The sequence below is a fragment of the Actomonas aquatica genome (assembly GCF_019679435.2).
Lineage (GTDB): Bacteria > Verrucomicrobiota > Verrucomicrobiia > Opitutales > Opitutaceae > Actomonas > Actomonas aquatica.
On the sequence record NZ_CP139781.1, the window covers coordinates 2,643,652 to 2,670,013 of the forward strand.

27 protein-coding genes are annotated in these 26,362 nt (G+C 63.1%); 13 read left to right on the forward strand and 14 right to left on the reverse strand.

Annotated elements, in window-relative coordinates; genetic code table 11:
* Positions 1–2: 2 nt before the first annotated feature.
* The 4 genes from K1X11_RS10510 to purN form a co-directional block, all read right to left on the reverse strand.
* Entirely contained in the window at positions 3–866 is an 864-nt protein-coding gene (locus tag K1X11_RS10510; RefSeq protein WP_221032295.1) for a 50S ribosomal protein L11 methyltransferase, read from the reverse strand.
* 52 nt (positions 867–918) lie between these two features.
* Entirely contained in the window at positions 919–1,611 is a 693-nt protein-coding gene (locus K1X11_RS10515; RefSeq protein WP_221032296.1) for a GOLPH3/VPS74 family protein, read from the reverse strand.
* A 42-nt stretch (positions 1,612–1,653) separates the two neighbouring features.
* Positions 1,654–2,604 carry an N-acetyl-gamma-glutamyl-phosphate reductase gene (gene argC, locus K1X11_RS10520; protein WP_221032297.1) on the reverse strand — a complete coding sequence of 317 codons (951 nt, stop codon included), beginning with the start codon at positions 2,602–2,604 and terminating at the stop codon, positions 1,654–1,656.
* A gap of 220 nt (positions 2,605–2,824) precedes the next feature.
* The gene (gene purN / locus K1X11_RS10525) at positions 2,825–3,403 is read right to left on the reverse strand and encodes a phosphoribosylglycinamide formyltransferase (protein WP_221032298.1); all 579 of its coding nucleotides are present in this window, start codon (positions 3,401–3,403) and stop codon (positions 2,825–2,827) included.
* A gap of 286 nt (positions 3,404–3,689) precedes the next feature.
* Between purN and K1X11_RS10530 the strand changes: the two genes are divergently transcribed.
* Complete coding sequence (locus K1X11_RS10530; protein WP_221032299.1) at positions 3,690–4,292, forward strand: hypothetical protein; 603 nt, start codon at positions 3,690–3,692, stop codon at positions 4,290–4,292.
* Positions 4,293–4,393: 101 nt separating this feature from the next.
* Here the strand turns inward: K1X11_RS10530 and dnaJ are convergent, their stop codons facing one another.
* The 4 genes from dnaJ to K1X11_RS10550 are packed head-to-tail and all read right to left on the reverse strand — an operon-like array spanning position 4,394 to position 8,082.
* On the reverse strand, positions 4,394–5,578 hold the full coding sequence (gene dnaJ, locus K1X11_RS10535) for a molecular chaperone DnaJ (protein ID WP_221032300.1): 1,185 nt from the start codon (positions 5,576–5,578) through the stop codon (positions 4,394–4,396).
* Positions 5,579–5,600: 22 nt separating this feature from the next.
* Entirely contained in the window at positions 5,601–6,239 is a 639-nt protein-coding gene (gene grpE, locus K1X11_RS10540) for a nucleotide exchange factor GrpE (RefSeq protein WP_221032301.1), read from the reverse strand.
* A 25-nt stretch (positions 6,240–6,264) separates the two neighbouring features.
* Positions 6,265–7,068 carry an AsmA family protein gene (locus K1X11_RS10545; protein ID WP_221032302.1) on the reverse strand — a complete coding sequence of 268 codons (804 nt, stop codon included), beginning with the start codon at positions 7,066–7,068 and terminating at the stop codon, positions 6,265–6,267.
* Between the two features lie 60 nt (positions 7,069–7,128).
* Positions 7,129–8,082 carry a type I phosphomannose isomerase catalytic subunit gene (locus tag K1X11_RS10550; protein ID WP_221032303.1) on the reverse strand — a complete coding sequence of 318 codons (954 nt, stop codon included), beginning with the start codon at positions 8,080–8,082 and terminating at the stop codon, positions 7,129–7,131.
* A gap of 211 nt (positions 8,083–8,293) precedes the next feature.
* On the opposite strand from K1X11_RS10550, the gene K1X11_RS10555 reads away from it, so the two are divergent.
* Positions 8,294–10,786 (forward strand): FtsK/SpoIIIE family DNA translocase, encoded by a 2,493-nt coding sequence (locus K1X11_RS10555; protein ID WP_324726158.1) that lies wholly within the window; start codon positions 8,294–8,296, stop codon positions 10,784–10,786.
* Between the two features lie 121 nt (positions 10,787–10,907).
* Positions 10,908–11,714, forward strand: a complete 807-nt coding sequence (locus tag K1X11_RS10560; RefSeq protein WP_221032305.1) for a helix-turn-helix domain-containing protein — start codon at positions 10,908–10,910, stop codon at positions 11,712–11,714.
* Between the two features lie 200 nt (positions 11,715–11,914).
* Here the strand turns inward: K1X11_RS10560 and K1X11_RS10565 are convergent, their stop codons facing one another.
* From K1X11_RS10565 to K1X11_RS10580, 4 genes are read right to left on the reverse strand one after another with little or no spacing between them, the layout of a single operon-like run.
* Positions 11,915–12,586 (reverse strand): hypothetical protein, encoded by a 672-nt coding sequence (locus K1X11_RS10565; protein ID WP_221032306.1) that lies wholly within the window; start codon positions 12,584–12,586, stop codon positions 11,915–11,917.
* Between the two features lie 48 nt (positions 12,587–12,634).
* Positions 12,635–13,654: a flotillin-like protein FloA gene (floA, locus tag K1X11_RS10570; protein WP_221032307.1), complete on the reverse strand. Its 1,020-nt coding sequence runs from the start codon at positions 13,652–13,654 to the stop codon at positions 12,635–12,637.
* Between the two features lie 22 nt (positions 13,655–13,676).
* Positions 13,677–14,141 carry an NfeD family protein gene (locus K1X11_RS10575; RefSeq protein ID WP_221032308.1) on the reverse strand — a complete coding sequence of 155 codons (465 nt, stop codon included), beginning with the start codon at positions 14,139–14,141 and terminating at the stop codon, positions 13,677–13,679.
* Positions 14,138–15,556, reverse strand: coding sequence for an NfeD family protein (locus K1X11_RS10580; protein ID WP_221032309.1), 1,419 nt, complete (start codon positions 15,554–15,556; stop codon positions 14,138–14,140). The genes K1X11_RS10575 and K1X11_RS10580 overlap by 4 nt, the downstream gene beginning before the upstream one ends.
* Positions 15,557–15,758: 202 nt before the next feature.
* Between K1X11_RS10580 and K1X11_RS10585 the strand changes: the two genes are divergently transcribed.
* From K1X11_RS10585 to K1X11_RS10600, 4 genes are all read left to right on the forward strand, one after another.
* Entirely contained in the window at positions 15,759–16,691 is a 933-nt protein-coding gene (locus tag K1X11_RS10585; RefSeq protein ID WP_221032310.1) for an aldose epimerase family protein, read from the forward strand.
* Positions 16,692–16,781: 90 nt separating this feature from the next.
* Complete coding sequence (locus K1X11_RS10590) at positions 16,782–17,210, forward strand: Sec-independent protein translocase subunit TatA/TatB (RefSeq protein ID WP_324726159.1); 429 nt, start codon at positions 16,782–16,784, stop codon at positions 17,208–17,210.
* Between the two features lie 12 nt (positions 17,211–17,222).
* The gene (locus K1X11_RS10595) at positions 17,223–17,510 is read left to right on the forward strand and encodes a Smr/MutS family protein (protein ID WP_221032311.1); all 288 of its coding nucleotides are present in this window, start codon (positions 17,223–17,225) and stop codon (positions 17,508–17,510) included.
* A gap of 227 nt (positions 17,511–17,737) precedes the next feature.
* Positions 17,738–18,001: a hypothetical protein gene (locus K1X11_RS10600; protein ID WP_221032312.1), complete on the forward strand. Its 264-nt coding sequence runs from the start codon at positions 17,738–17,740 to the stop codon at positions 17,999–18,001.
* Between the two features lie 355 nt (positions 18,002–18,356).
* On the opposite strand, the gene K1X11_RS10605 is transcribed toward K1X11_RS10600, so the two are convergent.
* Positions 18,357–20,378, reverse strand: a complete 2,022-nt coding sequence (locus tag K1X11_RS10605; RefSeq protein ID WP_425503836.1) for a prolyl oligopeptidase family serine peptidase — start codon at positions 20,376–20,378, stop codon at positions 18,357–18,359.
* A 575-nt stretch (positions 20,379–20,953) separates the two neighbouring features.
* Between K1X11_RS10605 and K1X11_RS10610 the strand changes: the two genes are divergently transcribed.
* The 6 genes from K1X11_RS10610 to K1X11_RS10635 all read left to right on the forward strand — a co-directional run bounded on the left by K1X11_RS10610 (position 20,954) and on the right by K1X11_RS10635 (position 24,576).
* Positions 20,954–21,172 carry a hypothetical protein gene (locus tag K1X11_RS10610; RefSeq protein WP_221032314.1) on the forward strand — a complete coding sequence of 73 codons (219 nt, stop codon included), beginning with the start codon at positions 20,954–20,956 and terminating at the stop codon, positions 21,170–21,172.
* 141 nt (positions 21,173–21,313) lie between these two features.
* Positions 21,314–21,526, forward strand: coding sequence for a hypothetical protein (locus tag K1X11_RS10615; protein ID WP_221032315.1), 213 nt, complete (start codon positions 21,314–21,316; stop codon positions 21,524–21,526).
* A 409-nt stretch (positions 21,527–21,935) separates the two neighbouring features.
* On the forward strand, positions 21,936–22,148 hold the full coding sequence (locus K1X11_RS10620; protein WP_221032316.1) for a hypothetical protein: 213 nt from the start codon (positions 21,936–21,938) through the stop codon (positions 22,146–22,148).
* A 396-nt stretch (positions 22,149–22,544) separates the two neighbouring features.
* The gene (locus K1X11_RS10625; protein ID WP_221032317.1) at positions 22,545–22,922 is read left to right on the forward strand and encodes a hypothetical protein; all 378 of its coding nucleotides are present in this window, start codon (positions 22,545–22,547) and stop codon (positions 22,920–22,922) included.
* Complete coding sequence (locus tag K1X11_RS10630) at positions 22,919–23,272, forward strand: hypothetical protein (RefSeq protein ID WP_221032318.1); 354 nt, start codon at positions 22,919–22,921, stop codon at positions 23,270–23,272. The genes K1X11_RS10625 and K1X11_RS10630 overlap by 4 nt, the downstream gene beginning before the upstream one ends.
* A gap of 182 nt (positions 23,273–23,454) precedes the next feature.
* Positions 23,455–24,576 carry a glycoside hydrolase family 43 protein gene (locus K1X11_RS10635; RefSeq protein WP_221032319.1) on the forward strand — a complete coding sequence of 374 codons (1,122 nt, stop codon included), beginning with the start codon at positions 23,455–23,457 and terminating at the stop codon, positions 24,574–24,576.
* A 16-nt stretch (positions 24,577–24,592) separates the two neighbouring features.
* On the opposite strand, the gene K1X11_RS10640 is transcribed toward K1X11_RS10635, so the two are convergent.
* Positions 24,593–26,311, reverse strand: coding sequence for a ShlB/FhaC/HecB family hemolysin secretion/activation protein (locus K1X11_RS10640; RefSeq protein ID WP_221032320.1), 1,719 nt, complete (start codon positions 26,309–26,311; stop codon positions 24,593–24,595).
* Positions 26,312–26,362: the final 51 nt, after the last annotated feature.

The window sequence follows — 26,362 nt, forward strand, 5'->3', positions numbered from 1 at the left end:
CCTCAGGGCCGCCACAGCGCAACGTCGGCCCACTCGCCCATGATGCGTTGCTCCACCCGCCATTCCGGCACGGCCTGAGTGAACGCCGCCTGCACTTGATCGACTTCGGTCGCGAGGATGCCGCTGAGCACCAGCAAGCCACCCGGCGCCACCGCGCCGGTGAGCTGCGGCACAAACTGCATCAGCACGTGACCGAGGATATTCGCCATCACCAGATCGCCCGGACCACCCGACCAACCCGTTATCAGGTCACCTTCATAAAAGGTGATCGCATCGGCCAAGCCGTTGAGCGCCGCATTCTCTTCACACACGCTCAGCACCTCAGGATCGTTGTCGAAAGCGCGCACCTCACGCCAACCCAGTCGCGCCGCCGAGATGGCCAGAATGCCCGAACCGCAACCCGCATCGATTACACGCGCGTCGGCCGACGCCGTCTTGGCCCACTCCACCAGCCGCTCGCAACACAGTCGCGTCGTCTCGTGGTTGCCGGTGCCAAAAGCCATGCCCGGATCCAGCCAGATCGCCACGTCGCCCTCCGGCAGCGCGTAGGTCTCCCGCTCCCACACCGGCACCCAATGCAAGCGCCCGCACTGCCACGGCTTGAAGTGCAGCTTGTAAGCGTCGCGCCATGCCTCGTCGGGCATCTCGTTGAGCTCCGGCTCGCCCGCCCCCGCAACCGCTCCCGCCAGCGCCGCCCAGCTCGCTTCGGCATCCTCCTTGGCCTCGAACACGCCCACGATCCACGCCGCCGGGATCAGCACGTCGTGCAACACACTCCAACGCTCATCGCCCAACTCGAGCAACAGATCATCGGTCGCATCGACCTGCTCCACCGCCAACGGCACTTTGATTTCCCAGAGACTCATGCGCCGACGAGAACCGGCCGTCCTACCGATGACAATCGCGGATGCAGGCGAATCAGCTCGCCGCCACCACTACGACGGAGGCGGCGATTACGGCGACCATGGCGGCTTCCATTTCTTCGATCACCTTTGCCGTGGCCGAACCTACCGGCGAGTTGGCTATCAGACCCTGCACATGCTTGCGTTGCGCCTTCATCTCCCTCGCGCCAAAGATGCGCTTCAAGATATCGCTGTGATGCAGAATCGAGAGCAGCACCACCGTGCGCTCCGTCACCGCCGCTCCGCGATCGAAGATCGCCGCCCGCAGCCGTTCGCGCAGCGCCTCCTCCGGCTTCGGATTGAGCTCGGGGTAACGCTTCCGCGTGAAGAGAAACAACACCGTGTCCTCGCGCAGTCCGATGATGCCGCGCTCCTGCAGCCGTTCCGCGATGCTTTGTTTCAACCCGCGCGTTCCAGCCACTTTGCTCAACCAATGGTTTAACCGCCGCCGTCTTTCGGACGCCGCAATCTTGGCCAGCAAGTCGTCCAACAGCGCATCGCCGGTCGGCCCGGTGCCCTGCACCACCACCAAGTCCTTCTTCCGCTCCCGCACCAGACCGAGCCGCCCCTGCGCGAAACCTTCCGCCAGGATCGCTCCGCCCAAGACCTGCTCAAACCACTCGCCGCCTTTCATCGCGCCAGTCTGACGCGAGAGCGCGAGCAACATGACTTCTTCGTGAAAGGTGAGCGGGGTGGTCGATCGGGGCATGGGTCGTAGTGGGGTTGAATAAAAGCGTGAACAGGCCGGACGCTACACGGTGAGCCCTGCCATCTCGTCCAAGCCGAGCCGCAGGTTCATGCACTGCACCGCCGAGCCCGACGCGCCTTTACCGAGGTTGTCGATGCGCACCACCACCTCCGCCTGCTCGTCGTGGCCAAACACCATCACATCGGCGCGATTGGTGCCGTTGTTGGCCTGCACATCGAGGAAGCCGCCATCAAGATTGGCCGGATCGCCCAAGGGCATCACCCGCACAAAAGTCTGCCCTGCGTAGGCCGCACTCAAAGCAGCGTGCACCGCCGCCACCGTCGGCTTGCCCGGCAGCGTCGGCAGATGGAGCGGCACCGTCACCGCGAGGCCTTGGCGGAAGCAGCCCACCACGGGATTAAACAGCGGCGCGTGCTGCAGCCCCGAGTGCTGCTTCATCTCCGGCAGGTGCTTGTGCGTGAGCCCCAGCGCGTAGAGCCGCGGACTGTTCAGGGTCGCCGGCCGATCCGCCGCCTCAAACTCGGCAATCATCTTCTTGCCGCCACCGCTGTAGCCGGTGATCGAAAAACAACTCATCCGCGTATCCGTCGGAATGATACCCGCCGCCACCAGGGGCGTCACCCCCAGCAAGAACGCGCCCGCATGGCAGCCGATGTTCGCAATGCGGTTGGCCGTGGTCAGACGCTCCCGAAAGGCCGCGCCCAATTCCGGCAAGCCGTAGGCCCAGTCCGGATGCATCCGATGCGCCGTGCTGGCATCGATCACCACGGTGTCAGGATTGGTCACCAGCGCGGCCGATTCCTGCGCGGCGGCATCCGGCAGGCAAAGAAACGCGACATCGGCAGCATTGAGGCACGCCGCCCGCGCCGCCGGATCCTTGCGCAGCTCGGGATCGATCTGAATGACCTCCAGATCTTCGCGTCCGGCTAGCCGTTCGTGAATCTGCAATCCGGTCGTGCCTTCGGAACCATCGATGAAAACTTTGTGCGCCATGAGGCCAGAACCGTGGAGACCCAGCAGTCGGTCGTAAAGGGTCAGATGACAGGTGATGCAGAACACCGTTTCGTGCGTCCGCACTCCAAGGTCCAGTCCGACGAGCACGGCCGACACGGCCGTGGCTACACCCCAACGCCCTCCGCCGGGGTCCAAACGTCGATACTATCTGCCGAGATGTAGCAGCGGCCGTGTCGGCCGCTCTGACCTGCCTCTCCGCTCACTCCCCTGCCGTGCTCAGGCGCGCGATGACCGCCGGCAGCAGTTGGTGCTCGGCGGCGTGGATTTTGGCGGCGAAGCTCTCCAATGTATCCTCCACCTCGATACGCACCGCCGCTTGGTCGATGATCGGGCCGCCATCCACTTCGGCCGTCACGTAGTGAACCGTGCAACCGGCCAGCTTCACCCCGCGCCGCCAGGCCTGACCAATGCCGTCGAGTCCCGGGAACGCCGGCAATAGGCTCGGGTGCAGATTGATAATTCTGCCCGCGAAGTGCGCTATGAAGCGCGGTTTGATCACCCGCATGAATCCGGCCAACACGATGAGGTCCGGCTGCAGCGCTTCGATCATCTCAATGTAGAGGTCCTCCCCCGCGCCTTCGAGTTTGGTTTTGAACGGCGCCGGATCGAGGTAACGCGCCGGCACCTCGTATTTTTCGCCCAGCGCCAACATGCCCGCCTGCGGCTGATCGACGATGAGCTGCACCACTTCGGCCGAGCCCAGTTTACCGGCCTTTTGAGCCGCCAGAATGGCATCGGCATTGGAGCCGCGACCGGAACCAAGAATCACTACGCGCATGCCTCCTAAACCGGCGACCTCCGCTCGCCTTGGCAACCCGGATCGCACACCGAGCCCACCGGTGCCGCACACCCGAATCGACCGGTTAAACCCGGGCCCAAATTTCTCCCATACCAATACCTCCTAGCGATTTACACAAGCGCCTGATTTTCCGTCGAGGACTGTCGCGTCACCCCAATGTTCCGAAATTATTATTAAATTATTTCATTGATACGCGCCCGCCAGGCCCTACTTCCGACGCCCCCCGATTTCGTGTTGGGGGCTAAACCTAAACAGAAAATTATCCATGAAACCTCATAACCTCATCGGGTCGCTCATCGTGGCGGCTTTGGTGTCCACCACCGCGTTCGCGCAAGGCTCCACGCCGGCGACCAACGCCAGCCTGCGCGGCGTTCGCGCCGCCGAGCTCGGCTTCGGCTTCGTGAACCCGAACCACAGCTCCCTCAACGTCTACGCCACCAACCTCGGCGTGAACGTGCCGGTCTCCGCCAATGTCGATCTCGGCGCCGCCCTCACCTACGGCTGGGTGGAAGCCAACTCCGACGTCGACACGACCGACCTCTCCGTCAGCGCGACCGTTTACCAGGACTTCGCTCAAGTCCGCGCCTTCGCCGCCGTTTCGCTCGGCTACGCCTGGCTGCCGGGCGCGCTCGACGACGACTGGATCTGGGGCGCCCGCGTCGGTGCCGAGTTCGACCTCGGTTCCCGCTTCACCACCGTCCTCAGCGCCGGCTACGACGACTCGTTCGACAACGGGTCCGACGGCGCCTTCGACGGCACCGTGCGCCTGAACTACCGCGCCACCGACAAGCTCCTCCCCTACGTGGAAGTGAGCAACATCGAGGGCGGTGACTGGGGCGCCGCGCTCGGCGTCGCTTACGCTTTCTGATCGCACCGCGTTCGATCCGTTTGGTAGTTGTTGTGTAAACGAAAACGCCGGTCCCGCGAGGGCCGGCGTTTTTTAACAAAGGAGAGAAACTCCGCGTCGGTTCAGAAGAACTTTTTGGCCTTCTCGAACCAGCTTTCTTCGGTCGGTTGATCAGCGTCGCCGCTCACCTTGGCGAACTCCTCGAGCAGGCGGCGTTGCTCGTCGCTGAGCTTCTTCGGCACTTCGACGTGCACGCGCACGAGCTGGTCGCCCTGCGCACCGCCTTGGCGCAGCGATGGCATACCCTTGCCGCGCAGCCGGAAGGTGGTGCCGCTCTGCGTCGCCGCCGGGATCTTGAGCGAGGCTTTGCCAAAGAGAGTCGGCACTTCGATCGTGCCGCCGAGGGTGGCGAGGGTGAACTTGATCGGGATCTCGCAGAAGAGGTCCTGGCCGTGGCGTTCGAAGATCTCGTGTTCCTTGACCGTGAGCACGATGTAGAGGTCGCCCGGTTGGCCACCACCCACGCCGGCTTCGCCGTTGCCGACGGAACGCAGGCGGGAACCCGTGTCGACGCCGGCCGGGATCTTGACGTTGATCTTGGCCGTCTTGGCTTCGCGACCTTCACCGCGGCAGCGCGCGCAGACCTTTTCGATCTTCGTGCCGGAGCCACCGCAGGTCGGGCAGGTCTGGCGGAAGGTGATGATACCGCCGCTGCGTCGCACCTGACCCACGCCACCGCAGGTCGGGCAGGTCACGCGCTTCGAGCCGGGCTCGGCGCCGCTGCCGTTGCAGCGTTCGCAGGCCATGGCCTTGCGGAAGGAGAGTTCCTTTTCGACGCCCTTGGCCGCTTCGACGAGGGTGATTTCGAGGTCGTAGCGCAGGTCAGCGCCATCCTGGCCACCGCCGGCACCACCACCGCCACCGCCGCCGAACATCTCTTCAAAGATACCGCCGCCACCCCCGCCTCCTCCGCCGCCGCCGAAGACTTCGCGGAAGATGTCGAACGGGTCGTGGAAACCACCGCCGCCACCGCCACCGCCGAAGCCGCCCATGCCACCCGGACCGCGGCCAGCGCCGCCGCCTTCAAAGGCCGCATGACCATAGCGGTCGTAGGCCGCGCGCTTCTGCGGGTCCTTGAGCACCTCGTAAGCGTGCGAGATCTCCTTGAACTTCTCCTCGGCCTCCTTGTTGCCCGGGTTCTTGTCCGGGTGATACTTCACCGCCTGCTTGCGGTAAGCTTTCTTGAGGTCGCCCTCGGAGACGTCGCGGGAGACGCCCAGTAGTTCGTAAAAGTCGGTTTTCGCCATGATGTCGGGGGATGCGCGCCGCTCAGGATTCGCTCTTCGCGTCGTCGCTGGCCGGACCACCCGACACGATGACGGAGGCCGGGCGCAACAGGCGGCCATTGAGGGTGTAGCCGACTCGGATCACTTGGAGCACCTTGCCCTCCTCCACCTCGTCGCTCGGCTGCTGCGACATGGCTTCGTGCAGGTTGGGGTCAAAGTCGCCGCCGACCGGGTTGACCTCTTTAAGGCCGTGGTTGCCGAGCGCCGTCTTGAATTGATTGGCCACCATCTCGACGCCGTCGGTGAGTGACTTGAGCTCAGCGTTGGGCGCCTTGGCGGCGAGAAGCGCGAACCCGAGATTGTCGAGCACCGGCATCAGCTCCTCGACAACGTTGGCCGCCGCATAGGCGCGCAGGTCATCGCGCTCGCGGGCGGTGCGGCGACGGAAATTCTCGAGGTCGGCCACGGCGCGCAGGTGCGCTTCCTTGGCGCTGGTCGCATCTTGGCGAGCCTTCTCCAGCAGCTCTTCGAGCGTGGGTTCGACCTCAACCGAGGCGTTCTCGGTCGGGGTGGTTTCGGTGGCATCGGACGATGCCGCTGCGGCCGCAGACGAAGTCTCGGTGCCCTCGATGATGGGCTCTTCGCTCTCGTTGGAATCGGTCTTGGACGTGGTATCGTTCATTGCAAAGGGTCAGAATAAGCTACGGTCAGGGCTTTTGTTCAAGTGTGCGCAGCAGGGAATTGAGCAGACCGCCGGCCTGATTGAGCAGCTGGTTAAGCTGGGAATCGCCCGCGGTCGCGCCCTGCACGGCCTCGCTGTTGAGCAGCGCGCGCCAAAGCGCGGGGGATTGCAGCAGGCGGGTCACGAGCGCCTGCGACAACAGGTCCTGCGCCTCGCGCACGTTCTCATAATCTCCCTCCCAATCGAGCTGCTCCACCAGGCGATCGAGCGTGGCATGGCCGGGTTGCAGGACCTCCACGCGGCCGATTCTCAGGTGCAGTTTACGCACCAACACGGCCTGCGGGCCGTCCCCGATCATGGGCAGCGCGGCGAGCGCTGTGGGTGGTTCACCGGTCGGGACCACCGGGACGATGGAGGCCGCGAATCCTTCACCAAAGGCCTGCGCGTTGGAGGTGCCGTCGGGGCCGATGACGATCACGAGGTGGGCGATTTCGACGGTGAGTTCATCCACCACGAACTCCTCGCGGGTGGCCGACATCGTTTCGAGCCGGCCTTCAAAATGCGGGATTTCAACAAAACGGCCGCCGCCCCAAATCCCGGGATTGTCGATCTCCACCCCGCCGCCGGAAAAACGACCCGAGACGGGGTTGAAGGCCAGGCGCTGCACCTCGGTCGCAAAACCACTGCGCTGCGCCAGCACCCGTTCCACGCCCGTCGGCAGCAAAAGCATCCACGCCAGCACGACCGCCGCGGACAGCACGACCATGAACAGGATCAGCTTGCCGAAGGCGCCGCCGTGTTGGGAGGACGGCTGGAAACGGGAACGCATGTGGTGGGCGGAGGGAGGAACGAGGACGGAAGCCGGAGTCGAGGCAACGCCGGGAACGGCTCAGGCGAAGTTCTCGGTGATGAGCAACAGGCTGTCTGCGGTGGCGGTGAGCTTGAACTCCCCGGCGTAAGGCAGCAGGGCGTTGTCGCCCTTGGTCAGCGTGTCGGCGGCAGCATCATTCACCGTAACCACGCCGCTCACCACACTGGCGAGACGTGGCTGTTCACCGGCGGCGAAGGACACCGACTCACCGGCGGCCAGCGGCACGCGGCGGATGCGGAATTCCTGACTGTCGGCGATCACCGCGTCCTCGCGGGCGGCGCGCACGGGTTCCGGCTCGAAGAGGTCCCAGTCGATCGACGCCAAGGACTCGGCGATGTGCAGCTGGCGAGGTTTGCCGTCGAGACCCATGCGACCCCAGTCATACACGCGGTAGGTGGTGTCGGAGTTCTGCTGGATCTCGAGAATCAGGTTGCCGCCATCAATGGCGTGGACCGTGCCGCTGTGCACCAGGATCGAGTCGCCCGCCTGCACCGGGAAGCGGTGCACGCAGTCTTCCAAGGTGTTGTCGACCAAGGCCGACGCGAAAGCGCCGCGGGTCGCGCCCTTTTTCAGGCCCACGATGAGACCGGCCTCGCCCGTCGTCTCGGCGATATACCAGTTCTCCGTCTTCGGCTCGCCGCCCATGGCCGGAGCGATCTCCGCCGGCGGGTGCACCTGCAGGCTCAGGCGCTCGCGGCAGTCGAGCCACTTGATCAAAATCGGGAACGGGCGATCCGCCGGATAATCCGGCCCCATGAGCGCCGCGCCGTGCTGGTCGATCGCCTCGCGGATGCTCAGACCGTCGCAGGTGCCGCCGACGAGAACCGATTGGGCTTCCGGGCGGTCCACGACCTCCCAGCTTTCGCCGATCGGACCTTCGCGCGGCAAAGTGCGACCGAGCGCCGTCTCCAGCACCCGACCACCCCACACACGATCTTGGTAAAGCGGTTGAAAGCGAATGACTTCTTGCATGTGAACAGAGCGTATAATTCCAAAAGCCCCGAGTGGGCTATTTACATTTGACCGGGCTGGTGGCAGAGCTGAAATCCCCGCAATCGCCACCCGGTGGTGAGAGTTAGAGGCGGGAGCCTCAACAGACATGGCCAAGTCCCGGACTTCAAAACAAAAGACCCGTCACGCCGGATTCCAACCGCCACGCTATCGCCCAGCGTGGTTTGTTGCCGTGCTGTGCCTCTTGCTCGGCCTCTGGCTGACCGTGGCCTATCTCGATTACAGCCCTCTCCAGGAAGGTTATTTCTACAACAACGCCACCACTCCAACCGACCGCAACCTGGTCGGCAAAATCGGTGCCGATGTGGCACACCTGAGCTTCGTGTGGTTTGGCCTCGGCGCCTGGCTCATCCCCTTCTTTTCCTTTTGGTCACTCTGGGTGGCCGTGCGCAACGCCCGTCGCCTCGCCTTCACCCGCTTCACCGCCATGCTGCTGGCCATCGCTTCGGCCTGCGGCGTCGCGGCCATGATCAAGCTGCACTCCTTCGCCGACAGCCAGTTCTTCCCCGAGGGCCGCCTCGGCGGAGTGCTCGGTCACTGGATCTACGACGGCATGCTCTCCGAGACAGTCGGTGTCTTTGGCTCCGCTTCGCTGCTGACCACCATCTACGTCGTCGCACTGATCTTCATCTTCACCCGCGACATCGCCGCCCAATTTGAGCGCGCCATCTCCGGCTTCCACGACTGGCGCGCCAATCGCGCCGAGCGCGCGGCGGAGCGCAAAGAGGAAAAACGCCTCGCGAAGGAGGCCAAAGCCAAAGCCAAAGAAGAAGAGAAAGCGGTCCGCGAAGAGGCCAAGCGTCTCGAAAAGGAACGTATCGCCGCCGCCAAAGAAGCGGCCAAGGAAGCTAAGAAAGCCGGCAAGGAAGTCGCCAAGCAGGACATCAAACTTGCCCCCGGCACCTCCAGCGACGATCCGCTCGCCAAGGCCCCCGCCAAACGCGAAGCCCCGCCACCCGCGCCGGAGCCGGAACCTGAGCCCGAACCCAAGCCGCCGCCGCCGAAAGTCGTTGGCCTCACCCTTGGCAAACCTTCCACCGCGCCAGACAGCCCGGTTCTCGCCACCGGCGAGGGCAAAAAGATGGAGCTCCAGATCGTTAAAGCCGAGGAGCTCAAAAAAGCCCGCGGGGTCAACACGCCCAAGTCCGACGGCGATTACCGCTTCCCGCCCCTCAAGTTGCTGGCCGATCCCGCCACGCCGCACGAGGACAACACCGAGGAGGAGCACCAGCGCAACGCCGAGAACCTCCTGCGCATCCTCGAAGAATTTAACGTCAAGGTCTCCATCGGCGAGATCCACGTCGGCCCCGTCATCACCCGCTACGAGGTGAAGCCCGCCCCCGGCGTGCGCGTCGAAAAGATCGCCGGCCTCGACAAAAACATCGCTCTCGGCATGCGCGCCCAGTCCGTGCGCATTCTCGCCCCCATCCCGGGCAAGGCCGCCGTCGGCGTCGAGGTGCCCAATCAGCACCCCACCCCGGTCGGCATGCGTGAGATCCTCGAGTCGACCGACTGGAACGGCCACAAGGCCGAGCTGCCCATCGCCCTCGGCAAAGACGTCTCCGGCAAGCCGCTCGTCTCCGACCTCGCCAAGATGCCCCACTTGCTCATCGCCGGTGCCACCGGCTCGGGCAAATCGGTCTGCATCAACTCCATCGTTTCCTCCATCCTCTACTCCAAGAGCCCGCGGGACGTGCGCCTCATCATGGTCGACCCCAAGGTGGTCGAACTGAAGGTGTTCAACACCCTGCCCCACATGCTCATCCCGGTGGTGACCGAACCCAAGAAGGTCCCCGGCGCCCTCAAGTGGCTGCTCAGCGAGATGGAGCAACGCTACCAGATCTTCGCCAAGTGCAACGTCCGCAACATCGTCGGTTACAACAACCGCAAGAAGCGTGACGCCAAACCCGACTTGCCCGAGCAACCGCCCGAGTCGCAAACCGGCCTGCCCGGCGTCGACCCGGCCCTCGACGACGAGATCGAGTTGCCGGATCACCTCCCCTACATCGTCGCCATCATCGACGAACTCGCCGACCTCATGATGGTCGCCCCGGCCGAGATCGAGACCTCGATCGCCCGCCTCGCGCAGCTCGCCCGCGCCGCCGGCATCCACCTCATCATCGCCACCCAGCGCCCGTCCGTGAACGTCATCACCGGCGTCATCAAGGCCAACCTCCCGTCCCGCATCGCCTTCCAGGTCGCCTCCCAAGTCGACTCCCGCACCATTCTCGACACCAAGGGCGCCGACAACCTCATCGGCCGCGGGGACATGCTCTTCTCGCCCCCCGGCACTGCCCGCCTCGTGCGCGCTCAGGGCGCCTTCTGCTCCGACGACGAGGTCATGGCCATCGTTGAGTTCATGCAGACCAACGGTCCGCCCCAATACGCCCAGGACGTGCAGGCGCAGATCGATCGCGCCGGCTCCGACGACGATGGCGGTGACGGTGGCGACGGTGATCTCGGCGACGACGAGGAGCTCTACCAACAGGCCCTCGGCGTGCTCAAATCGAGCAAGCGTGCCTCCACCTCCAACATCCAGCGCCGCCTGCGCATCGGCTACAACCGCGCCGCCCGCATCATGGATCTCTTGGAAGACAAAGGCATCGTCGGCCCCGAAAACGGCTCCAGCCCCCGCGAGATCCTCGTCGACCTCGACAGCCTTTAAGCCACGCAACGGCTGTTACCGTGTTCCGGCCGCGCTTTTTCACGGCTTTCCCGCATTGTCTGTTGTCGCTGCCCACGGAACGTGGTTTGCATCCTGAGTTTAATCCCCCTTCTTAAATACCATGCAGAATATCGGCGAACGACTGGAAGAAGCACGCAAGCGTAAGGGCATTTCCATTCGCGAGGCAGCTGAAGCGACCAAGGTGCGGGGCGACTACCTGCACAAGTTCGAGAGCAACCAGTTCGATATCAACCTGCCCGACATCTACGTCCGCGGCTTCCTGCGCAACTACGCTCACTTTCTGAATCTTCCGGCCGAGAAGATCATCAACGACTACAATTCTCTCGGCCACGGCGGCAGCGCCACCAGCAGCCGCCCCAAGCCGCTCAATCGTGAAACCTACGGTCGCATGGACCTCACGGTATCCTCGTCGAAAGATTCGGGCCGCGAAGACGATGACGACGGTGAGGCCGGCGCTGACAGCGAAGGCGACAATCCCGCCACCTTTAAACCCAAGCCTGGCGCCCTGCCTTACGTCGACAAGGCGCTGCTGGTCAAAGGCAGCGTCCTCGTCGCCGCGGTGGTGGCCCTGATCGTTTTGGTCGTCATCACCGTGCGCGCCTTCAGCGGCGGCGGTGAGGACAACGTCGCGACCGACGACACCGCCACCCAACAAGTGGCTTCAGATCCCACCATCGTCGTGCACGCCCTCGGCAATGTGCGGGTGAAGATCGTCGAGGAATCCACCGGGGTCGAAATTTTCCAAGGTGCCATCACGCGCGGCGACTCCCGCACCTTCCCCAAGAACGGTCAGCTGCTCTTCACCGCCGACCCGATGGAAAACGTCGAAGTCGAAATCGATGGCTCCCGCAGCAACATCTCCGCCGAGACGGGCCTCCGCGGCCGCCAACGCGTCCGCATCGAATAAACCTCCTCGAGAGCACTTTCCCCCTTCCCCCGTGGCCGAGGCATCCCTGCCTCGGCTTCGTCGTTTAGGCCGCGATCAGCGATCAGCTACCAGCCACCCAGCCACCAGCGATCAGCTACCAGCACCCAGCCACCAGCTACCAGCTACCAGCTACCAGCTCGCTACTCGCTACTCGCTACTCGCTACTCGCTACTCGCCGCTCACCGCAGCCCCACCGGGCGATCCAGCACTTCCTTCAAAATGATCGCCCGCCGCGCACTGCGCGAATCGCGCAGCGTCTTCAGGAAATCCCGATCGCTCATCATATCACCGCCTGTGTTCGCACCGTATGAGGCGGAGTGCTGCCGGCGGCGGCGTTTGCGATCCGTCGAGCCCGGCAACGCGCCTTTGACCCGCGATGCCATTGCCTCGGCTTCGCGTTGCTTGGCCTCCAGCTCCCGCATTTGCGCGGCCATGCGTTCGCCTCCTTCATTGCGCGGCAACGGCGGTGGCACCATCGGCTCCGGCCGGCGCACCTCACGCACCGGCTCTGGCTCCGGCTCGGGGATCCCCATCAGCTCACGCAACACCGGGGGAATGTCGCTGGCCGTCGGCTGCGGCCGCTCCGACTGAGGCGATTCACGACGCTGGCTCTGACGCTGTTCCTGCTGGCCGCGTTGCTCGCGCAGCCGCCGCATGCGTTCGCGCACTTGGCGTGCTGCATCCGACTCGCCGCCCTGCTCCTCGCGTTTCCAATCGATGGCTTTCCGCCCCGGCCGATCGCTCGGCTTCGGCTGATCGTCATCGCTATCCTTCTTCTGCTGCGTGAGCCACCAGGCAATGGACGACCCGATGATCACCAGCAGTTGAATGTTATCGAAGATCCAATCCATCAGGCGGCTTTCGCTAGAGGCGTAACAAACGCGGAGGCCAACTCAGACTCAGTTATTGGAGTTGTTGCCGTCCTCGTCGTCCGGCTCACCGATGGACTTCCGCATGTCGGTGTCGGCCTGGATGTTTTCCATCTTGTAGTAATCCATCACGCCCAGGTTACCCTTGCGGAAAGCCTCGGCCATGGCGAGCGGCACCTGTGCTTCGGCTTCGACCACCTTGGCGCGCATCTCTTCGACCTTGGCCTTCATCTCCTGCTCGACGGCGACGGCGGCCGCGCGACGGATTTCCGCCTGAGCCTGCGCGATCTTCTTGTTCGCCTCGGCCTGGGCCTCCTGCAGCTTGGCGCCCACGTTGTCGCCCACATCCACGTCGGCGATATCGATGGAAAGAATCTCAAACGCCGTGCCCACATCGAGACCACGCTTGAGCACGACCTTCGAAATGGCGTCCGGCGATTCGAGCACGACCTTGTAGGTGTCGGCCGAACCAATGGTGGTCACAATACCTTCACCCACGCGGGCGATGATGGTCTCTTCCTTCGCACCACCCACAAAGCGGTCGAGGTTGGTCCGCACCGTGACGCGGGCGCGCACCTTCACCTGAATACCGTCCTTCGCCACACCATCGATGGTGTTGCGGCCGGCCTCCGGATTCGGACAATCAATGACCTTCGGGTCGACCGAGGTGCGCACCGCCTCCTCGACGCTCTTACCGGAGCCCTTGGTGGCGAGGTCGATGGCGCAAGCGCGTTGCCAGTCCAGCTCGATTTTGGCCTTCTGCGCCGCGATGAGCGCCTGCACGCAGGAGATCACGTTACCACCCGCCAGGTATTGGGATTCAATGTCGTTGATGCCGAGCGCCAGACCCGCCTTCACCGCGCGAATGCGCGCCTCGACGATCACCCCGTAGGGCACACCACGCAGGCGCATGGCAATCAGGTTGAAGGGGCTGACATAGGCCCCTGAGAGCGCGGCTTTCAGCCACACGTTGAAGAACGAAACAATCAGGCCGAAGAGGACCAGGCCGATGACTACGGCGACGATGAAAAGAATGAGTTTGATGTCCATGAGAGTGAGGTGCGAGTGGGGTTCATTCGGTGGGGATCACCACGACCCGGAAACTGTCGGTAGCGACAACCTTGATCGGAGTGTCCTCGTCCAAAAAGCCATTGCGGGAAAACGCCTCCACCTTGGTGCCGTCGATTTCGACCAGACCGGAAGGCGCGAGTTTCGTCACCGTTTTCCCAATACAGTCTTGGTAGTTGATCGTGCGCTCCTTCCCGGCGGTGCCCGAAATCACTTCGTTCAGGAACAACTTCCGTCCGGTCTTGGTTTTGGGCAGCACCGCAAACTCCAGCCACAACATGATCGCGACGATCACTGCAGCGACCAATACCGCCACCGCGCCACCGCCGACGCCAAATTCGGAGAACGACAACACGCAACCAGCCAGCATCGCCAGCCCACCAATCACGCCAATGATCCCTCCCGGCAGAATGATCTCGGCGCTCAGCAGCACCATGCCGACCAAAAACAAAACCACGATCAGCGTCATACGTCGTCCTCCGCCAAAGCTTCCACTTCCAAGCCAAAGCCAGTCTCGCGGCGCACCACGACCGTCGCGCCGGCTTCGGCCGAGCCGACCACCAGTTTGGCTTCATAACGTTTGCCACCCACCTCGACCTGACCACTCGGGAACAGATCCGTCGCGGCGACTCCGGTTTGACCCACCAACGAGCCCGCCGCCGGCGCCCCCGCAACCACTGGAGCCCCACTGGTGCCAGTGATGCTGGCAGCGATGACCAGTTTGTCCCACACCCAGCCGCGCGGCATAAAGCGCACCACCAGGATCGCGCCCACGATCGTGACCGTCAGAGCCAGCGACAGGTCGATCAGCGGACCGGTAAAGGTGTCGCCACTGAAAGAGATCGGTTCATCCGGCCAAATGTCCGCCATCGACCAGAGCAATGAGCCCAACATCGAAACCACTCCCGCCAACGCGATGAAGATGGTGCCCGGCAGGAAGAGAAGCTCCACCAGCACCAGCATCGCGCCGATGGCAAAAAACAACGCCGGCTCGTGCCCGGAGAGACCCGCGACGTAGTGACCAAAAAACACCACCGCCAACATCGCTCCGCCCGCGATGCCAAACACCCCAAAACCCGGGGTCTTAAATTCGATGAAGACACCGAGCAGTCCGAGCCCCATCAACAGCGGCGAAATCGCATTCAACCACGCCGCCAATTCCTCCGACCAGGTGGTTTCGAGCGAGAGCGTGGTGTAAGCACGCTCACCAAACCGCTCCGACAGCAAGGCGTCGATCGACTCCGCCGTGCCCGCCGACAGCAGCGGCTGCGCCGGATCGCCATACGTCTCCGCCGCCTCCGAGGCAGTGAGCGACAGCAGCTCGCCCTTTTCCTTCAAAACCTCATCGCCGATCTTCAATTCATAGTTGGCGTCGATCATGGCCGAAATCACTTCGCCGCGATACGGATGCCCCTCCGAGATCGCCCGAATACGCGCCTTCAGGTAACTCACGATCTTCTGCTTCATCGTCTCATCGATGTCCGCCCCACCTCCGCTCACTGGCGCGGCCGCGCCGATGACCCCATCGGTCGCAAAATAGATGTCGTCCGTCATCGCCGAGATAAAGGCGCCCGCGGAAATCGCTTCGTTGTTCACGTAGGTCGCCGTCTCGCCTTTAAAACGGTCCAACGCTTCCATGATTTCAAAGGTCACGCCCAGGCTCCCACCCGGCGTCTTCATATCGAGCACCACCAGATCCGCCTCCATCTCGATCGCCTGCTTCAACCCGCGGCGGATCACGTAGAGAATGGGTTTCGCGATCTGATCCTGCACCGGAATCACGACCACCTTGGCCGGCAGCCCCTCCACCGTCGCGGTGGCCACTTGCTCCACCATGTCCTCCGCACTCGGCACCGCTTCCTGCGCACGACCAAGCGTCGTCAAACTCAGGAGGAGACCAATAAGCCAAGGAAGGAGGCGGATAACTCGGGGGGCAGGCATTGCTAACTCGGCCAAGCTGGGACACCTGCGCAACAACCGCAAGCGTCGCGAGTCGCTTCCGCCTTACAATCCGGACCGCAATTTCGAGCCGCATCCGTGACACGCGGGCATTTTTGCGTTTCGTTGTCGCTCCCTTACACCGCTCATGCAGTCCGTTCCTTACCTTGGTCACACCATTCGCCGCTGGGAAATCGGCGATTCCACCTTCCTCGCCTGGCCCGAACGCGGCGCCCGGCTCATGCACTGGCATCACCAGCGCGCCGATGGCTCCCTGCGCGAGATCCTGCACTGGCCCGAGCTCACCGCGGATGAACTCGGCGATACCACCGTTGCCAAAGTCCGCGGCGGCAACCCGATCCTGTTTCCCTTCAACGCCCGCGTATTCGATGAGGGCGAGATTCACTTCTGGAAGGATCCCGCCGGCCAACGCCGCCCCATGCCCATGCACGGCTTCGCCCGCCAAGGCTCCTTCCGCCTCGAGTCCATCAACGACCGCGGTTTCATCGCCGTGCTCGAGCCCACCGCCGCCGACGCCGAGGTCTACCCCTTCGACTACACCTTCAGCGTCAAATACCGCTTCCACCGCCAACGCTTCACCTGCGAGTTCGCCCTCGAAAACCACGGCGAGGAACGCATCCCGTGGAGCGCCGGTCACCACTTCTACTTCGCCGCCCCCTGGACCGAAAACCAGACCCGCGACAACTACATGATCGAGCTCCCGCCCGGCGAAACCGTGCGCCAATCCGCCGTCGGTTCCCTCGTGCCCGGCCCGGAGCTGCCACGTCGCAGCCGTCTCTCCGATCCGGAGCTGATCGACGCCATCCACGTCAATCTCGCCGGCAACACCGTGCGCTTCGGCCCCATCGACGGCTCCGAACACGTCTCCCTCACCCACGGCACCACCAACCCGCCGCCCGCCGACGCCGCCTTCGTCACCTGGACCGCCGCGCCGGACGTGCCCTACTATTGCGTCGAACCCTGGATGGGCCCACCCAACGCCCCCGAACACGGCCGCGGCCTGCATTGGGTCGCCCCCGGCGCCACCGGACGTTTCGCCGTCGAAGTCGCCATCGGCTGAGATCCCCCAAATTATTCGTGTTCATTCGTGTCCATTGGTGGTTAAGACAGACCTTCCTTCCTCTTCATCCGTGTGAATCCGTGTTCATCCGTGGTTAACTCTCCCTCTTTCCTCGCCTTCCTCGACGGTATCGGCGGCATGGAGATGCTCGTCATCTTCGCGCTGTCGCTGATGCTTTTCGGCGGCAAAAAGCTACCCGAAGTCGCTCGCGGCCTCGGCAAAGCCATGCGGGAGTTCAAACGCGCCGCCTCGGGAGTAGAGGACGAGATTCGCCGTGCCATCGACCTGGAATCGCCCCCGCCCACCTCTTCGCGGCCCAACCGCCCCACCGCGCCGCCCCGCCAGCATCCGCCCATCACGGACCCCTCCGCGACCCCGCAGCCGCAAGCCGCGCCGCAAACCGTCGCCCACGAACCCGAGCCCGATCTCGCCGAAGACGCCCCCTCCGTGCCCGACGAGCCCACCGAAACCACCCGCAAGAAGCCCGGCGCGCAGAACCCGCCGCCCCCGGCTGAGTAAAAAAGGCGTCCCATGTCGGCCGACGCTCCCGACGACGCCCCCGTCGAGATGCCCATCACGGGGGAACTCGACCTCCACACCTTTCGCCCCTCCGACCTCGGGGACCTGATTCCGGCCTACCTCGAGGCCGCTCAAGCCAAAGGCCTGCGCGAAGTTCGTATCGTTCACGGCAAAGGCACCGGCACCCTGCGCACCACGGTGCACACCCTGCTCGATCGGCTGCCGCACCTCGTCGCCGGCTACCGCCTCGGCAACGAAACCACCGGCAGCTGGGGCGCCACCCTGGTCACCCTCCGGTAAACCGGGACGACCAAGCCCCCGTGGCTACGAGCGTGAGCGAGTGGCAACTCAAGCCATCCCGCATCGCGCATCCCGCATCGCGCATCCCGTATCCCGTATCCCGCATCGCGCATCCCGTATCCCGTATCTCGTATCCCGCATCCCGCACCGCGCACCGCGCATCCCGCATCGCCAAAAAACTTTCCGATTTCTGCAACCTCGCGCGGTGGAGCTGGGTGATACCTCACGTGAACCCAACCAAATCCAAGACCAACAAACTCTCCACCCTCATGAAAGCCACCGCCTTCTTACTCGTCACGGCGCTGGTTACCCCGGCCGCCCTCGCCTTTGGGGCCAGCGCAGCGGTCGTCGGAGCCACCGCCACCGGCATTGCCCTCTCTTCAATCGCCCTCGGCGACTACGGCAAACGGACCTGCTCTTACCGCGATCACGACACCGCGAAAGCCAAAGCGAACGCCAAGCAAGCCGAACGCCACCCCCTCGCCGCGTAACCATGTGGTATCCATCCCACCCCTACACCTAAACGCCGCGTCCTCCCCCCGACGCGGCATTTTTGTGCCCAAACACCACTGCGCCTTTGAAACCACAGAGAGCACAGAATCGAAAACCGCAGATGACGCAGAGAAACGCAGATCCACTCCCCTACCTCTCCACCTCCCTCCCCTTCAGTGCGTAGCCGGTAGGCGAAGCCATCCGTGTCCATCCGTGGTTAAAAAAACTCTCTGCCTCTCCGCCACCTCCCCTGTTCTCTTACCACCCACCGCCCGCAAAAAACCCGCGCCGAAATCGACGCGGGCTTGAAACTACCCAGAGCGAACGGTTCGCGATCTCACGGACGTCGCGGCCCTACTTCACTTCGTTCCAGAGGAACGTGTAGCCCAGCGCGTTCATGCGGGCGCGCTGCTCATTGTTGGCCGCACCACCGTGGCCGCCTTCGATGTTCTCGTAGTAGAGCACGTCGTAACCGTGGCTCTCCATCCGCGCCATCATCTTGCGCGCGTGACCCGGGTGCACCCGATCGTCGCGCGTCGACGTCGTGAACAGCGTGCGCGGATAGTCCACGCCCTCCTTCACGTTCTGGTAAGGCGAATACTTGCTGATAAACTCCCACTCCTCCGGCTTGTCCGGATCGCCGTATTCACCCATCCATGACGCCCCCGCCAGCAGCAGGTGGTAACGCTTCATGTCGAGCAGCGGCACCTGACACAGCACCGCGCTGAACAGATCCGGACGCTGCGTGAGCATCACACCCATCAACAGACCGCCGTTCGAACCACCCTGCGTGCCGAGGTGTTCCCGCGAGGTCACCTTGCGCTGGATCAAATCCTCCGCCACCGCGGCGAAGTCGTCATAGGCGCGTTGGCGATTCGCCTTCAGTGCGGCCCGGTGCCACTTGGGTCCGAACTCGCCGCCGCCCCGAATGTTCGCCAGCACATACACGCCGCCCTTCTCGAGCCACGCCGTGCCGATCGATCCGCTGTAGAACGGATCCATCGAAACTTCAAAACCGCCGTAGCCATAGAGCAGCGTCGGATTGGTCCCGTCCAACTTCAGGTCTTCCGGTCCGATCTGGAAATACGGCACGCGCGTGCCGTCGGCCGACACCGCCTCGCGTTGCTCGATCTTCAGCCCGCTCGCGTCGAAGAACGCCGGCAGTGTGCGCAGCAGTTGTTTACCCGGTTCACCCACCACCGCGTGGTAGAGGCTGGTCGGCGTGAGGAAATCCTCCACCGTCATAAAGTAGTCATCGCTCTCATCGGAATCGAGGCCGCGCAGGCTCACCCGGCCGAACTCCGGTGCATCCAACGGCATCAGCTCCCAGGCTTCCCCCACAAACTTCGCCGCGTAAGGACGGCTGCGCACGTTATCGAGCACGTTGAGCAGGAGGTAGTTTTTGGTCGCGCTGACCCCGTCGAGCGAGGTGCGCTCGGCCGGCGCAAAGACCACCTTCAAGTCGCGATCACCGGCCAGAAACGCATCCACCTTCGCGGTGAGCAGCGAACCCGCCAGGAAGGTCTCGCCGTCCACCGTCCAGTCCTCGCGCGGCTGGAAGGTGAGCCAGTCGCCAAACACGCCCATCGACACGTCGTCGGGCTTGTTGATCTCCACCCACTCCCCCTCGTGGAGCAGGTAAGCCTTGTTGGTATAAAACGTCATCGCGCGGGTGATCATGTCGTAGTGACGCCCCTGCGTGACCTGGTGACCGATGAACAAGCCCAGCTCTTCGGCATCGATTTCAAAGGTCTGCTCCGCCTCCTCGATCGGCGTGCCGCGACGCCACTTTTTCACAATGCGCGGATAACCTGACTCGGTCTGCGAGCCTTCACCAAAGTCCGTGCCCACCCACAACGTATCGCGGTCGAGCCAGGACACGTAAGACTTCGCCTCGGGCAGCGTGAATCCACCGTCGACGAACTGCTTCGTCTCGAGGTTGAACTCGCGCTTCACCGTCGCGTCCGCGCCACCACGGGACAGCGAGATCATCGCCAGGTCTTCCGCCGGCTCGAGAACCGACGAACCCTTCCAGACCCAGTTCTCGTCCTCGGCCTTACCCAACGCATCGAGATCGAGCACGGTTTCCCACTCGGTCTCCTCGCTGCGATAAGACTCCAGCGTCGTGCGACGCCAGATCCCCTGCGGGTGCTCGGCATCCTGCCAGAAGTTATAATACAGCTCGCCGATCTTGTAGACGCCCGGGATGCGATCCTTGGAATCGTAGATCGCCCGCAGCCGCGCCTCGAGTTCCGCGTAGCCCGGCGTGCCCTGCAGCTCGGCCAAGCTCACCGCGTTGCGCTCGCGCACCCAATTGAGTGCCTCGTCACCGCCCACATCCTCCAGCCACAGATTTGGATCTTCGGTCGCACTCATGTCGGCATTATCCGCGGCCAGCAGACCGCCGACTGGCAAACTCAAAGCCAGACCGATCAGACCCCGCGCCACGTGACGCCGAAGTGTTGAAGAGGAAAAAGAAGACGTAGGCCGTAGGAAGGAACGAAGACACATAGGCATTCAAACTTGGCATCCGGATAGGCCCAAACGCCCCCAAACGCCAGCCGTTACCCTAGAAAGCTGCGGAGAGGAATAACCGCCGCACACGCTGATACCCACAGATCCATTCCAACTGAATCTCTACCACGCTGCTCCCAGGTATCGGCGCTCATCTGCGCCATCTACGGTCTACTCCACCTTCGCGCCCCTTAGCGTTCTTGGCGGTTTTTCCACCCCTTTTCAGACCCTGCGACGGTAATCCCCAGCATCCCTCAAAACTGTCCCAATCGTGGGACAACCAGGTTTCAGGAGCGCACCGCTTACCATTCGCCCGACATACCTCCGAAAACGCCAAATATTTTATCCCATTACCTTTCGGCCACTTACAACTCTATGAATCGGTTGGCACGGGCACTGCAAGGTATGAGGCACAACCTTCAAAGAAAGTAACCAACATGAACATCACCAACTCCCTCATCGTCTCCTCCCTCATTGCTCCCGCCACCATGGTTGTGGGTCTCTCCGCTCCGATCGCCCTCGGCATCACCGCCGTCGCCGGTGTGCTCTCCATCGCCCTGATGGACTACGGCACTAGCCGCATGAGCTACCTCGACGAGTCCAAGGTCACCGTCGCCGCCAACGCGAAGAGCGAGAAACACGCCCTCGCCGCCTAAGTCCCGTTCTCCACGTCCGCGGACCGCTCATCCTAATTCGACTCAAAACGAAATCGATTTCTGCAACTTCTGTTCTCGCCGACGGGTAATAGCCCCTGAAGCAACCAACCAAAACCAAACCAACCAACACACTTACCCATCATGAAAATCGCCACCTATCTCATCACCGCCGCCATTGCCGCCCCGGCCGCTATTCTCCTCGGAGCCAGCGCCCTCATCGTCACCGGCGTCGCCACCACCGTCGGACTCAGCGCCATCGCGATCGCCGACTACGCCAAGCCCGCCATGACCTACCACACCGAAATGAACATCGCTAAAACCACCCGCGCCGAACGTCACCCCCTCGCCGCGTAACCATGTGGTATCAACTTAACCCCTACAGCTAAAAGCCGCGTCCCAAAACGACGCGGCTTTTTTGTGCCCGCACATCTGGATGCATTGACCACAGAGCACACAGAAAATCACAGAACCACTCCACTGAAGCTTCAGTGCGTAGCCGGTAGGCGACTTGTGCGCCGAAGCCTCGGCAAAGGCGTAAGCCATCCGTGTCCACTTGTCCGCCATAGCTTGAAGAGCGACGGAGGATCCGTGGTTAAAAAATAATTCCTGCCTCTCGGCCATCTGCCCCGTTCGCCCAGCCCGGGAACCGCTCATCCTAATTCGTCCCAAATTGTTTCCGATTTCTGCAACTTCTGTTCTCGCCGACGGGTGATACTCCTCGAAGCAACCAACCAAAACCAACCAACCAACTCACTTACCCATCATGAAAATCGCCACCTATCTCATCACCGCCGCCATCGCCGCTCCGGCCGCTATTCTCCTCGGAGCCAGCGCCCTCATCGTCACCGGCGTCGCCACCACCGTCGGACTCAGCGCCATCGCCATCGCCGACTACGCCAAGCCCGCCATGACCTACCACACCGAACTCGCCACTGCCCAAACCACCCGCGCCGAACGTCACCCCCTCGCCGCGTAACCATGTGGTATCAACTCAACCCCTACAGCTAAAAGCCGCGTCCCAAACCGACGCGGCTTTTTTGTGCCCGCACACCTGGATGTTTTGCCCCCAGAGCACACAAAAGACCACAGAACTAACAACCGCGGATAATCGCACAACCACTCCACCACTCTGAGACCCCCATCGCAGCCGAGGGCCTCCCCCGCCAATCCGCTCACGAAACTGCAACGTAGGCCGCGAGCTTGCTCGCGCTCACGTCGGATCGAAAACCCAACGTCTCGCACGGTAAAAACCGGACTCGCAGATCGGCGACGCATAGACAACCTGATCACCACCTGGCCGCTAGTCCGTTTCTTCACCATGAGTCCCTGCCGGACGCTTTTCTTTGCTCGATCAGATTCCCAACCACGGCCCATGAAATCCGCACTAGCGATCGCCCTGTCGATTCAGGTAGGGAGCTCGGCCTTTGGCGCCGATCCCTCCGTCACGGTGAAAGCTCAGGAGCTGATTCAACAGGAATTTAAATTCGACCCCGCAAAGGTAGAGGTCCCGGAGCCTGAGGCCGAACCGGAGGACGAAGTGGTCACCATGCCAGCAATGACCGTGTCGGCCGCACTGCAGCGGCGAGACTTGGAGAAGAAGATCCAAGAGCAGGAGCGACTACTCGAAACCAGAACCTTTTCATTCATCCGCGGTGGCACCGTGCTCGAGCGGGAACTCGGCCCCACCAAAATCGAGCTCGGTTCGTGGGCCGTTGGCTCCAACCTCGGCCTACTGCGAATTTCCTGGTGAAGACCTCCCCCATGATCCCCTACATCCACCGCCCGAAGGTTGGGTTCGGGTTGTATCTATTGGTGATGGTCGCCGCTGCCTTCGGTGCGACCTACAACCCCGCCGTTAATGCCAAACTCATCCTCAAACTCGACGGTATCGCGCTCGGATTCATGGCCGCCGTCGCCGTGCAAAGAAGCCCGATTCACCACCGTCGCAGTCACTATCCGGCCGATTGGGTTTTCTTCTATTACTACCTCCTGTTCCCCCTCTATCTCCTGACCGAAAAAGGTTGGCGCGGTGCCCTCCAAGGCCTCGCCATCCTGCTGCTCATCGTCGCCGCCAGCCTCACGCCCGCATTGCTCATGTGACGGTCTCCCCAACCTACGGGGTCAATCTTATATTCTTGAATTCCACCGTCCGTGCACGTGTCAATGCCTCCTCCGGTCGGCTTACCGGCAGCCTCCCATCGTGCGGGCGCTGATCGGTCACCTAGATTGAGACCTGACAGCGGGACGAAGCAGTCCGAAGCTGGAAGGTCTCCTCCCCGCTTATGCCTTCTACCCCCGTTCGCTTCCGCTACCTCGCCCTCTCCATTTTGTGCGCCGCACTGAGCGCTCCGTTGCTCACCGCCCAACCGGCCGCGCCCGCCTCCGACACCGGGATTCACATTGTCGAAAACCTCACCCGGCCCGCGGACAAAGCGGTGCCGCAGGAGGACGATTACGCTGGCTACATGATGGTCTATTTTAAGGATCAAACCCAGTCGGCCTACCTCGCGATCAGCGAGGACGGGTATACCTTCACCGATGTGAATGGCGGCGAGCCGATCTTCATCGGCGAACACCTCGCGGAGCAGAAGGGCGTGCGCGATCCACACATCACCCGCGGTCCCGACGGCGCCTTCTATCTCGCCATGACCGACCTGCACATTTTCGGCGATCGGGCCGGCTTCCGCGAGACCCGCTGGCAACGCTCCGAAGAACGCTACGGCTGGGGCAACAATCGCGCGCTGGTGCTGATGAAGTCCTGGGACCTGATCCACTGGAGCCACACCGATTTCCGCGTCGATCTGGCCTTCCCCGAACTCGGGGACATCGACTGCTCCTGGGCGCCGCAAACCACCTACGACCCGGTGGCCGACAAGATGATGGTCTACTTCACCATCCGCTATAACAACGACTACGCCAACATCTACTGGTCCTACGCCAACGACGACTTCACCGCGCTCGAAACCGTGCCGCAGAAGATCCCCGACATCGGCGGCATCGACGCCGACCTCACGCTCGTCGATGGCACCTGGCACATGTTCTACGTCGCCGGCGCCAAGCTCTTCTACGCCAGCTCCACCAAGCTCCACGACGGCTACGTGGGCGACCAAACCCGCATCGATCCCGAAACCAAACCCACCGAAGCACCCAATGTATTTCGCCGACTCGGCACCGACACCTATGTGCTGATGTATGACGTCTACGGCGGCCGCCCCAACAACATGGGGTTCAGCGAAACCAAGGACTTCAAAACCTTCACCGACATCGGCCACTTCAACGAAGGGGTGATGCAGGGCACCAACTTCGAACGGCCGAAGCACGGCGCCGTCTCCTACCTCACCCGCGAGGAGCTGGAGACCGTGGCCAAGCACTGGAACGTGAAGCTTCCTATCGCGCAGCCCTGAACGGCCGCCCCCTCACTCAAAAGCTCACATTCGCGGCGACGTGGAGGCGGGAGTTATCGCCGGTGTCACTGCTGCCGCTGTCGCGCAGTTGCCAGCCGTGCGCCACCCGCACATTGGCGTGGGCGGTCAGCTGGTAGGTGAAGCCGATACCGACGCTGTGCAGGTTGTAGGTGCGCTCGCCGGGTAGGCGGTCGACGTTCCACACCCGCGCGTAGTCGTGAAAAAGATACGGGGTGAGTCCATCGCGTAGGCCCGCTTTTAGCAGTGAGCGCGCCGGGTGCACGGTGGGCAGGCGCAGTTCCTGGCTGAAGAAAAGCGCGTTATCCCCCACGACCTCGCCCTGCTCGTAGCCGCGCACGGAACCACTGCCGCCAGCGGAGTATTGTTCACTGCCGAGGAGGTTGTTGGTCGAAACCTGCAGCTCACCCCGCACTGTCCAACTCGCGCCCGGTAGCAGGGCGGCGAGGGAGGTTTCGCGAAACACATCCATGCTCGCGTAGGCGTAGCGTGCTTTGGCCCCGGCCCGGGATCCGCGAAACGCACCGTCACCGTTATGGTCGGTCAGGCCGCCCGGCGAAGCCGTGAGCCGCAGTCCCCAGGTGGTGGCTCCCCAATCATCGCTGAGCGTGCCGCGATACTGCGCGCGGACCTGCGCGATGTGGGTAAGGTTGTCGGAGATGGGAATGACAAACGGCGGCAACGCGAACTCGAGGTTATTGTCGCTCACTTTGAAGTCGGCGCCGAATTGCAGGCCGTGCGTGTAGCGCGAACCGAGATCGCGCAGCGGCTGGTCGAGCTGGAGGCCCGCCTGCCAGCTCATGCCTTCTTGCGAGAACCCACCGTTGGGCACGCTCTCGATCTCCGAATAGGCGCCGAAGAACGAGAGACTGCGGTTACCGGCCAGATCGGCGGTGTAGTTGCCGGAGAGCGAGCGCGAGTGCTCTGCCTCGAGATCGCTGCTCCATTGCAGGGTGGCCATGTGGCCCAGCCCGAGCGCGTTGCCCCAGTTCACGCCCGCGGAGAGGCGATCCTCCGTGGTGGTCTGCGTGCCGGTGTTGCTGTAGCCGCCGAAGACCCGCCACGGCAGGCGGTCCTGCACCTGAATGACGATGTCGGTGGTGCCGGGCTCCGCGCCGGCTTCGACGCGGGTGGCAACGTTGCGAAAGCTATTGCGGTTAAGCCGGTCCACACCAGCCCGCAACGCGGCGGCATCGACGCCCGCACCGGGCGCGAAGTCAAAACGGCTCAGGTAACTCGCCTCCGGAAAGTGCCGGTTGCCCTCCACCCGGACTTGGCCGAGCGAGCTCTCCATCACCACGTAATGCACCACACCGTCGGTCACATCCTGTGGTGGGGCATACACCACCGAGAAGGGGTGACCCTGCAACGTGAGCATGCCGCGCACGATCGCGCGCAGTCGCTCCAGCGATTCGCGCGACGCCGGTTCACCCAGCATCGCGTCGGCCACGCCAGCGAGGTCGGCTTCGGTCAAGGTCGCTACGCCGTCCAGACGAATGCCGCCCTCGCGGCTCGCGCCCGTCGCTTCCACCTGGGCGGGATCGTTCACCAGACGCACGCCGCGCAAGGCTGGCAGGATCACGGTCTCGTCGGGGCGCGCCGATAGACGCAACTCCGGCGACAGGATGGGCGTATCCGCTTCCTGGGCACGCAGAACCGTGAGTCCGCCGGTCAGGGCGAGGGCGAGCAACAAAGGACGAAGGAAGGATGAGAACATCGGAGAAAAGCGGGACAAAAATTGGGAATCGAAGGAGTGGGATCGTGCGGC

Excerpts from the sequence above, each read along its gene's own strand:
- K1X11_RS10510 (WP_221032295.1), bottom strand. The coding sequence starts at position 866 with ATGAGTCTCTGGGAAATCAAAGTGCCGTTGGCGGTGGAGCAGGTCGAT.
- K1X11_RS10515 (WP_221032296.1), bottom strand. The coding sequence starts at position 1,611 with ATGCCCCGATCGACCACCCCGCTCACCTTTCACGAAGAAGTCATGTTG.
- argC (WP_221032297.1), bottom strand. The coding sequence starts at position 2,604 with ATGGCGCACAAAGTTTTCATCGATGGTTCCGAAGGCACGACCGGATTG.
- purN (WP_221032298.1), bottom strand. The coding sequence starts at position 3,403 with ATGCGCGTAGTGATTCTTGGTTCCGGTCGCGGCTCCAATGCCGATGCC.
- K1X11_RS10530 (WP_221032299.1), top strand. The coding sequence starts at position 3,690 with ATGAAACCTCATAACCTCATCGGGTCGCTCATCGTGGCGGCTTTGGTG.
- dnaJ (WP_221032300.1), bottom strand. The coding sequence starts at position 5,578 with ATGGCGAAAACCGACTTTTACGAACTACTGGGCGTCTCCCGCGACGTC.
- grpE (WP_221032301.1), bottom strand. The coding sequence starts at position 6,239 with ATGAACGATACCACGTCCAAGACCGATTCCAACGAGAGCGAAGAGCCC.
- K1X11_RS10545 (WP_221032302.1), bottom strand. The coding sequence starts at position 7,068 with ATGCGTTCCCGTTTCCAGCCGTCCTCCCAACACGGCGGCGCCTTCGGC.
- K1X11_RS10550 (WP_221032303.1), bottom strand. The coding sequence starts at position 8,082 with ATGCAAGAAGTCATTCGCTTTCAACCGCTTTACCAAGATCGTGTGTGG.
- K1X11_RS10560 (WP_221032305.1), top strand. The coding sequence starts at position 10,908 with ATGCAGAATATCGGCGAACGACTGGAAGAAGCACGCAAGCGTAAGGGC.
- K1X11_RS10565 (WP_221032306.1), bottom strand. The coding sequence starts at position 12,586 with ATGGATTGGATCTTCGATAACATTCAACTGCTGGTGATCATCGGGTCG.
- floA (WP_221032307.1), bottom strand. The coding sequence starts at position 13,654 with ATGGACATCAAACTCATTCTTTTCATCGTCGCCGTAGTCATCGGCCTG.
- K1X11_RS10575 (WP_221032308.1), bottom strand. The coding sequence starts at position 14,141 with ATGACGCTGATCGTGGTTTTGTTTTTGGTCGGCATGGTGCTGCTGAGC.
- K1X11_RS10585 (WP_221032310.1), top strand. The coding sequence starts at position 15,759 with ATGCAGTCCGTTCCTTACCTTGGTCACACCATTCGCCGCTGGGAAATC.
- K1X11_RS10595 (WP_221032311.1), top strand. The coding sequence starts at position 17,223 with ATGTCGGCCGACGCTCCCGACGACGCCCCCGTCGAGATGCCCATCACG.
- K1X11_RS10605 (WP_425503836.1), bottom strand. The coding sequence starts at position 20,378 with ATGAGTGCGACCGAAGATCCAAATCTGTGGCTGGAGGATGTGGGCGGT.
- K1X11_RS10610 (WP_221032314.1), top strand. The coding sequence starts at position 20,954 with ATGAACATCACCAACTCCCTCATCGTCTCCTCCCTCATTGCTCCCGCC.
- K1X11_RS10615 (WP_221032315.1), top strand. The coding sequence starts at position 21,314 with ATGAAAATCGCCACCTATCTCATCACCGCCGCCATTGCCGCCCCGGCC.
- K1X11_RS10620 (WP_221032316.1), top strand. The coding sequence starts at position 21,936 with ATGAAAATCGCCACCTATCTCATCACCGCCGCCATCGCCGCTCCGGCC.
- K1X11_RS10625 (WP_221032317.1), top strand. The coding sequence starts at position 22,545 with ATGAAATCCGCACTAGCGATCGCCCTGTCGATTCAGGTAGGGAGCTCG.
- K1X11_RS10635 (WP_221032319.1), top strand. The coding sequence starts at position 23,455 with ATGCCTTCTACCCCCGTTCGCTTCCGCTACCTCGCCCTCTCCATTTTG.
- K1X11_RS10640 (WP_221032320.1), bottom strand. The coding sequence starts at position 26,311 with ATGTTCTCATCCTTCCTTCGTCCTTTGTTGCTCGCCCTCGCCCTGACC.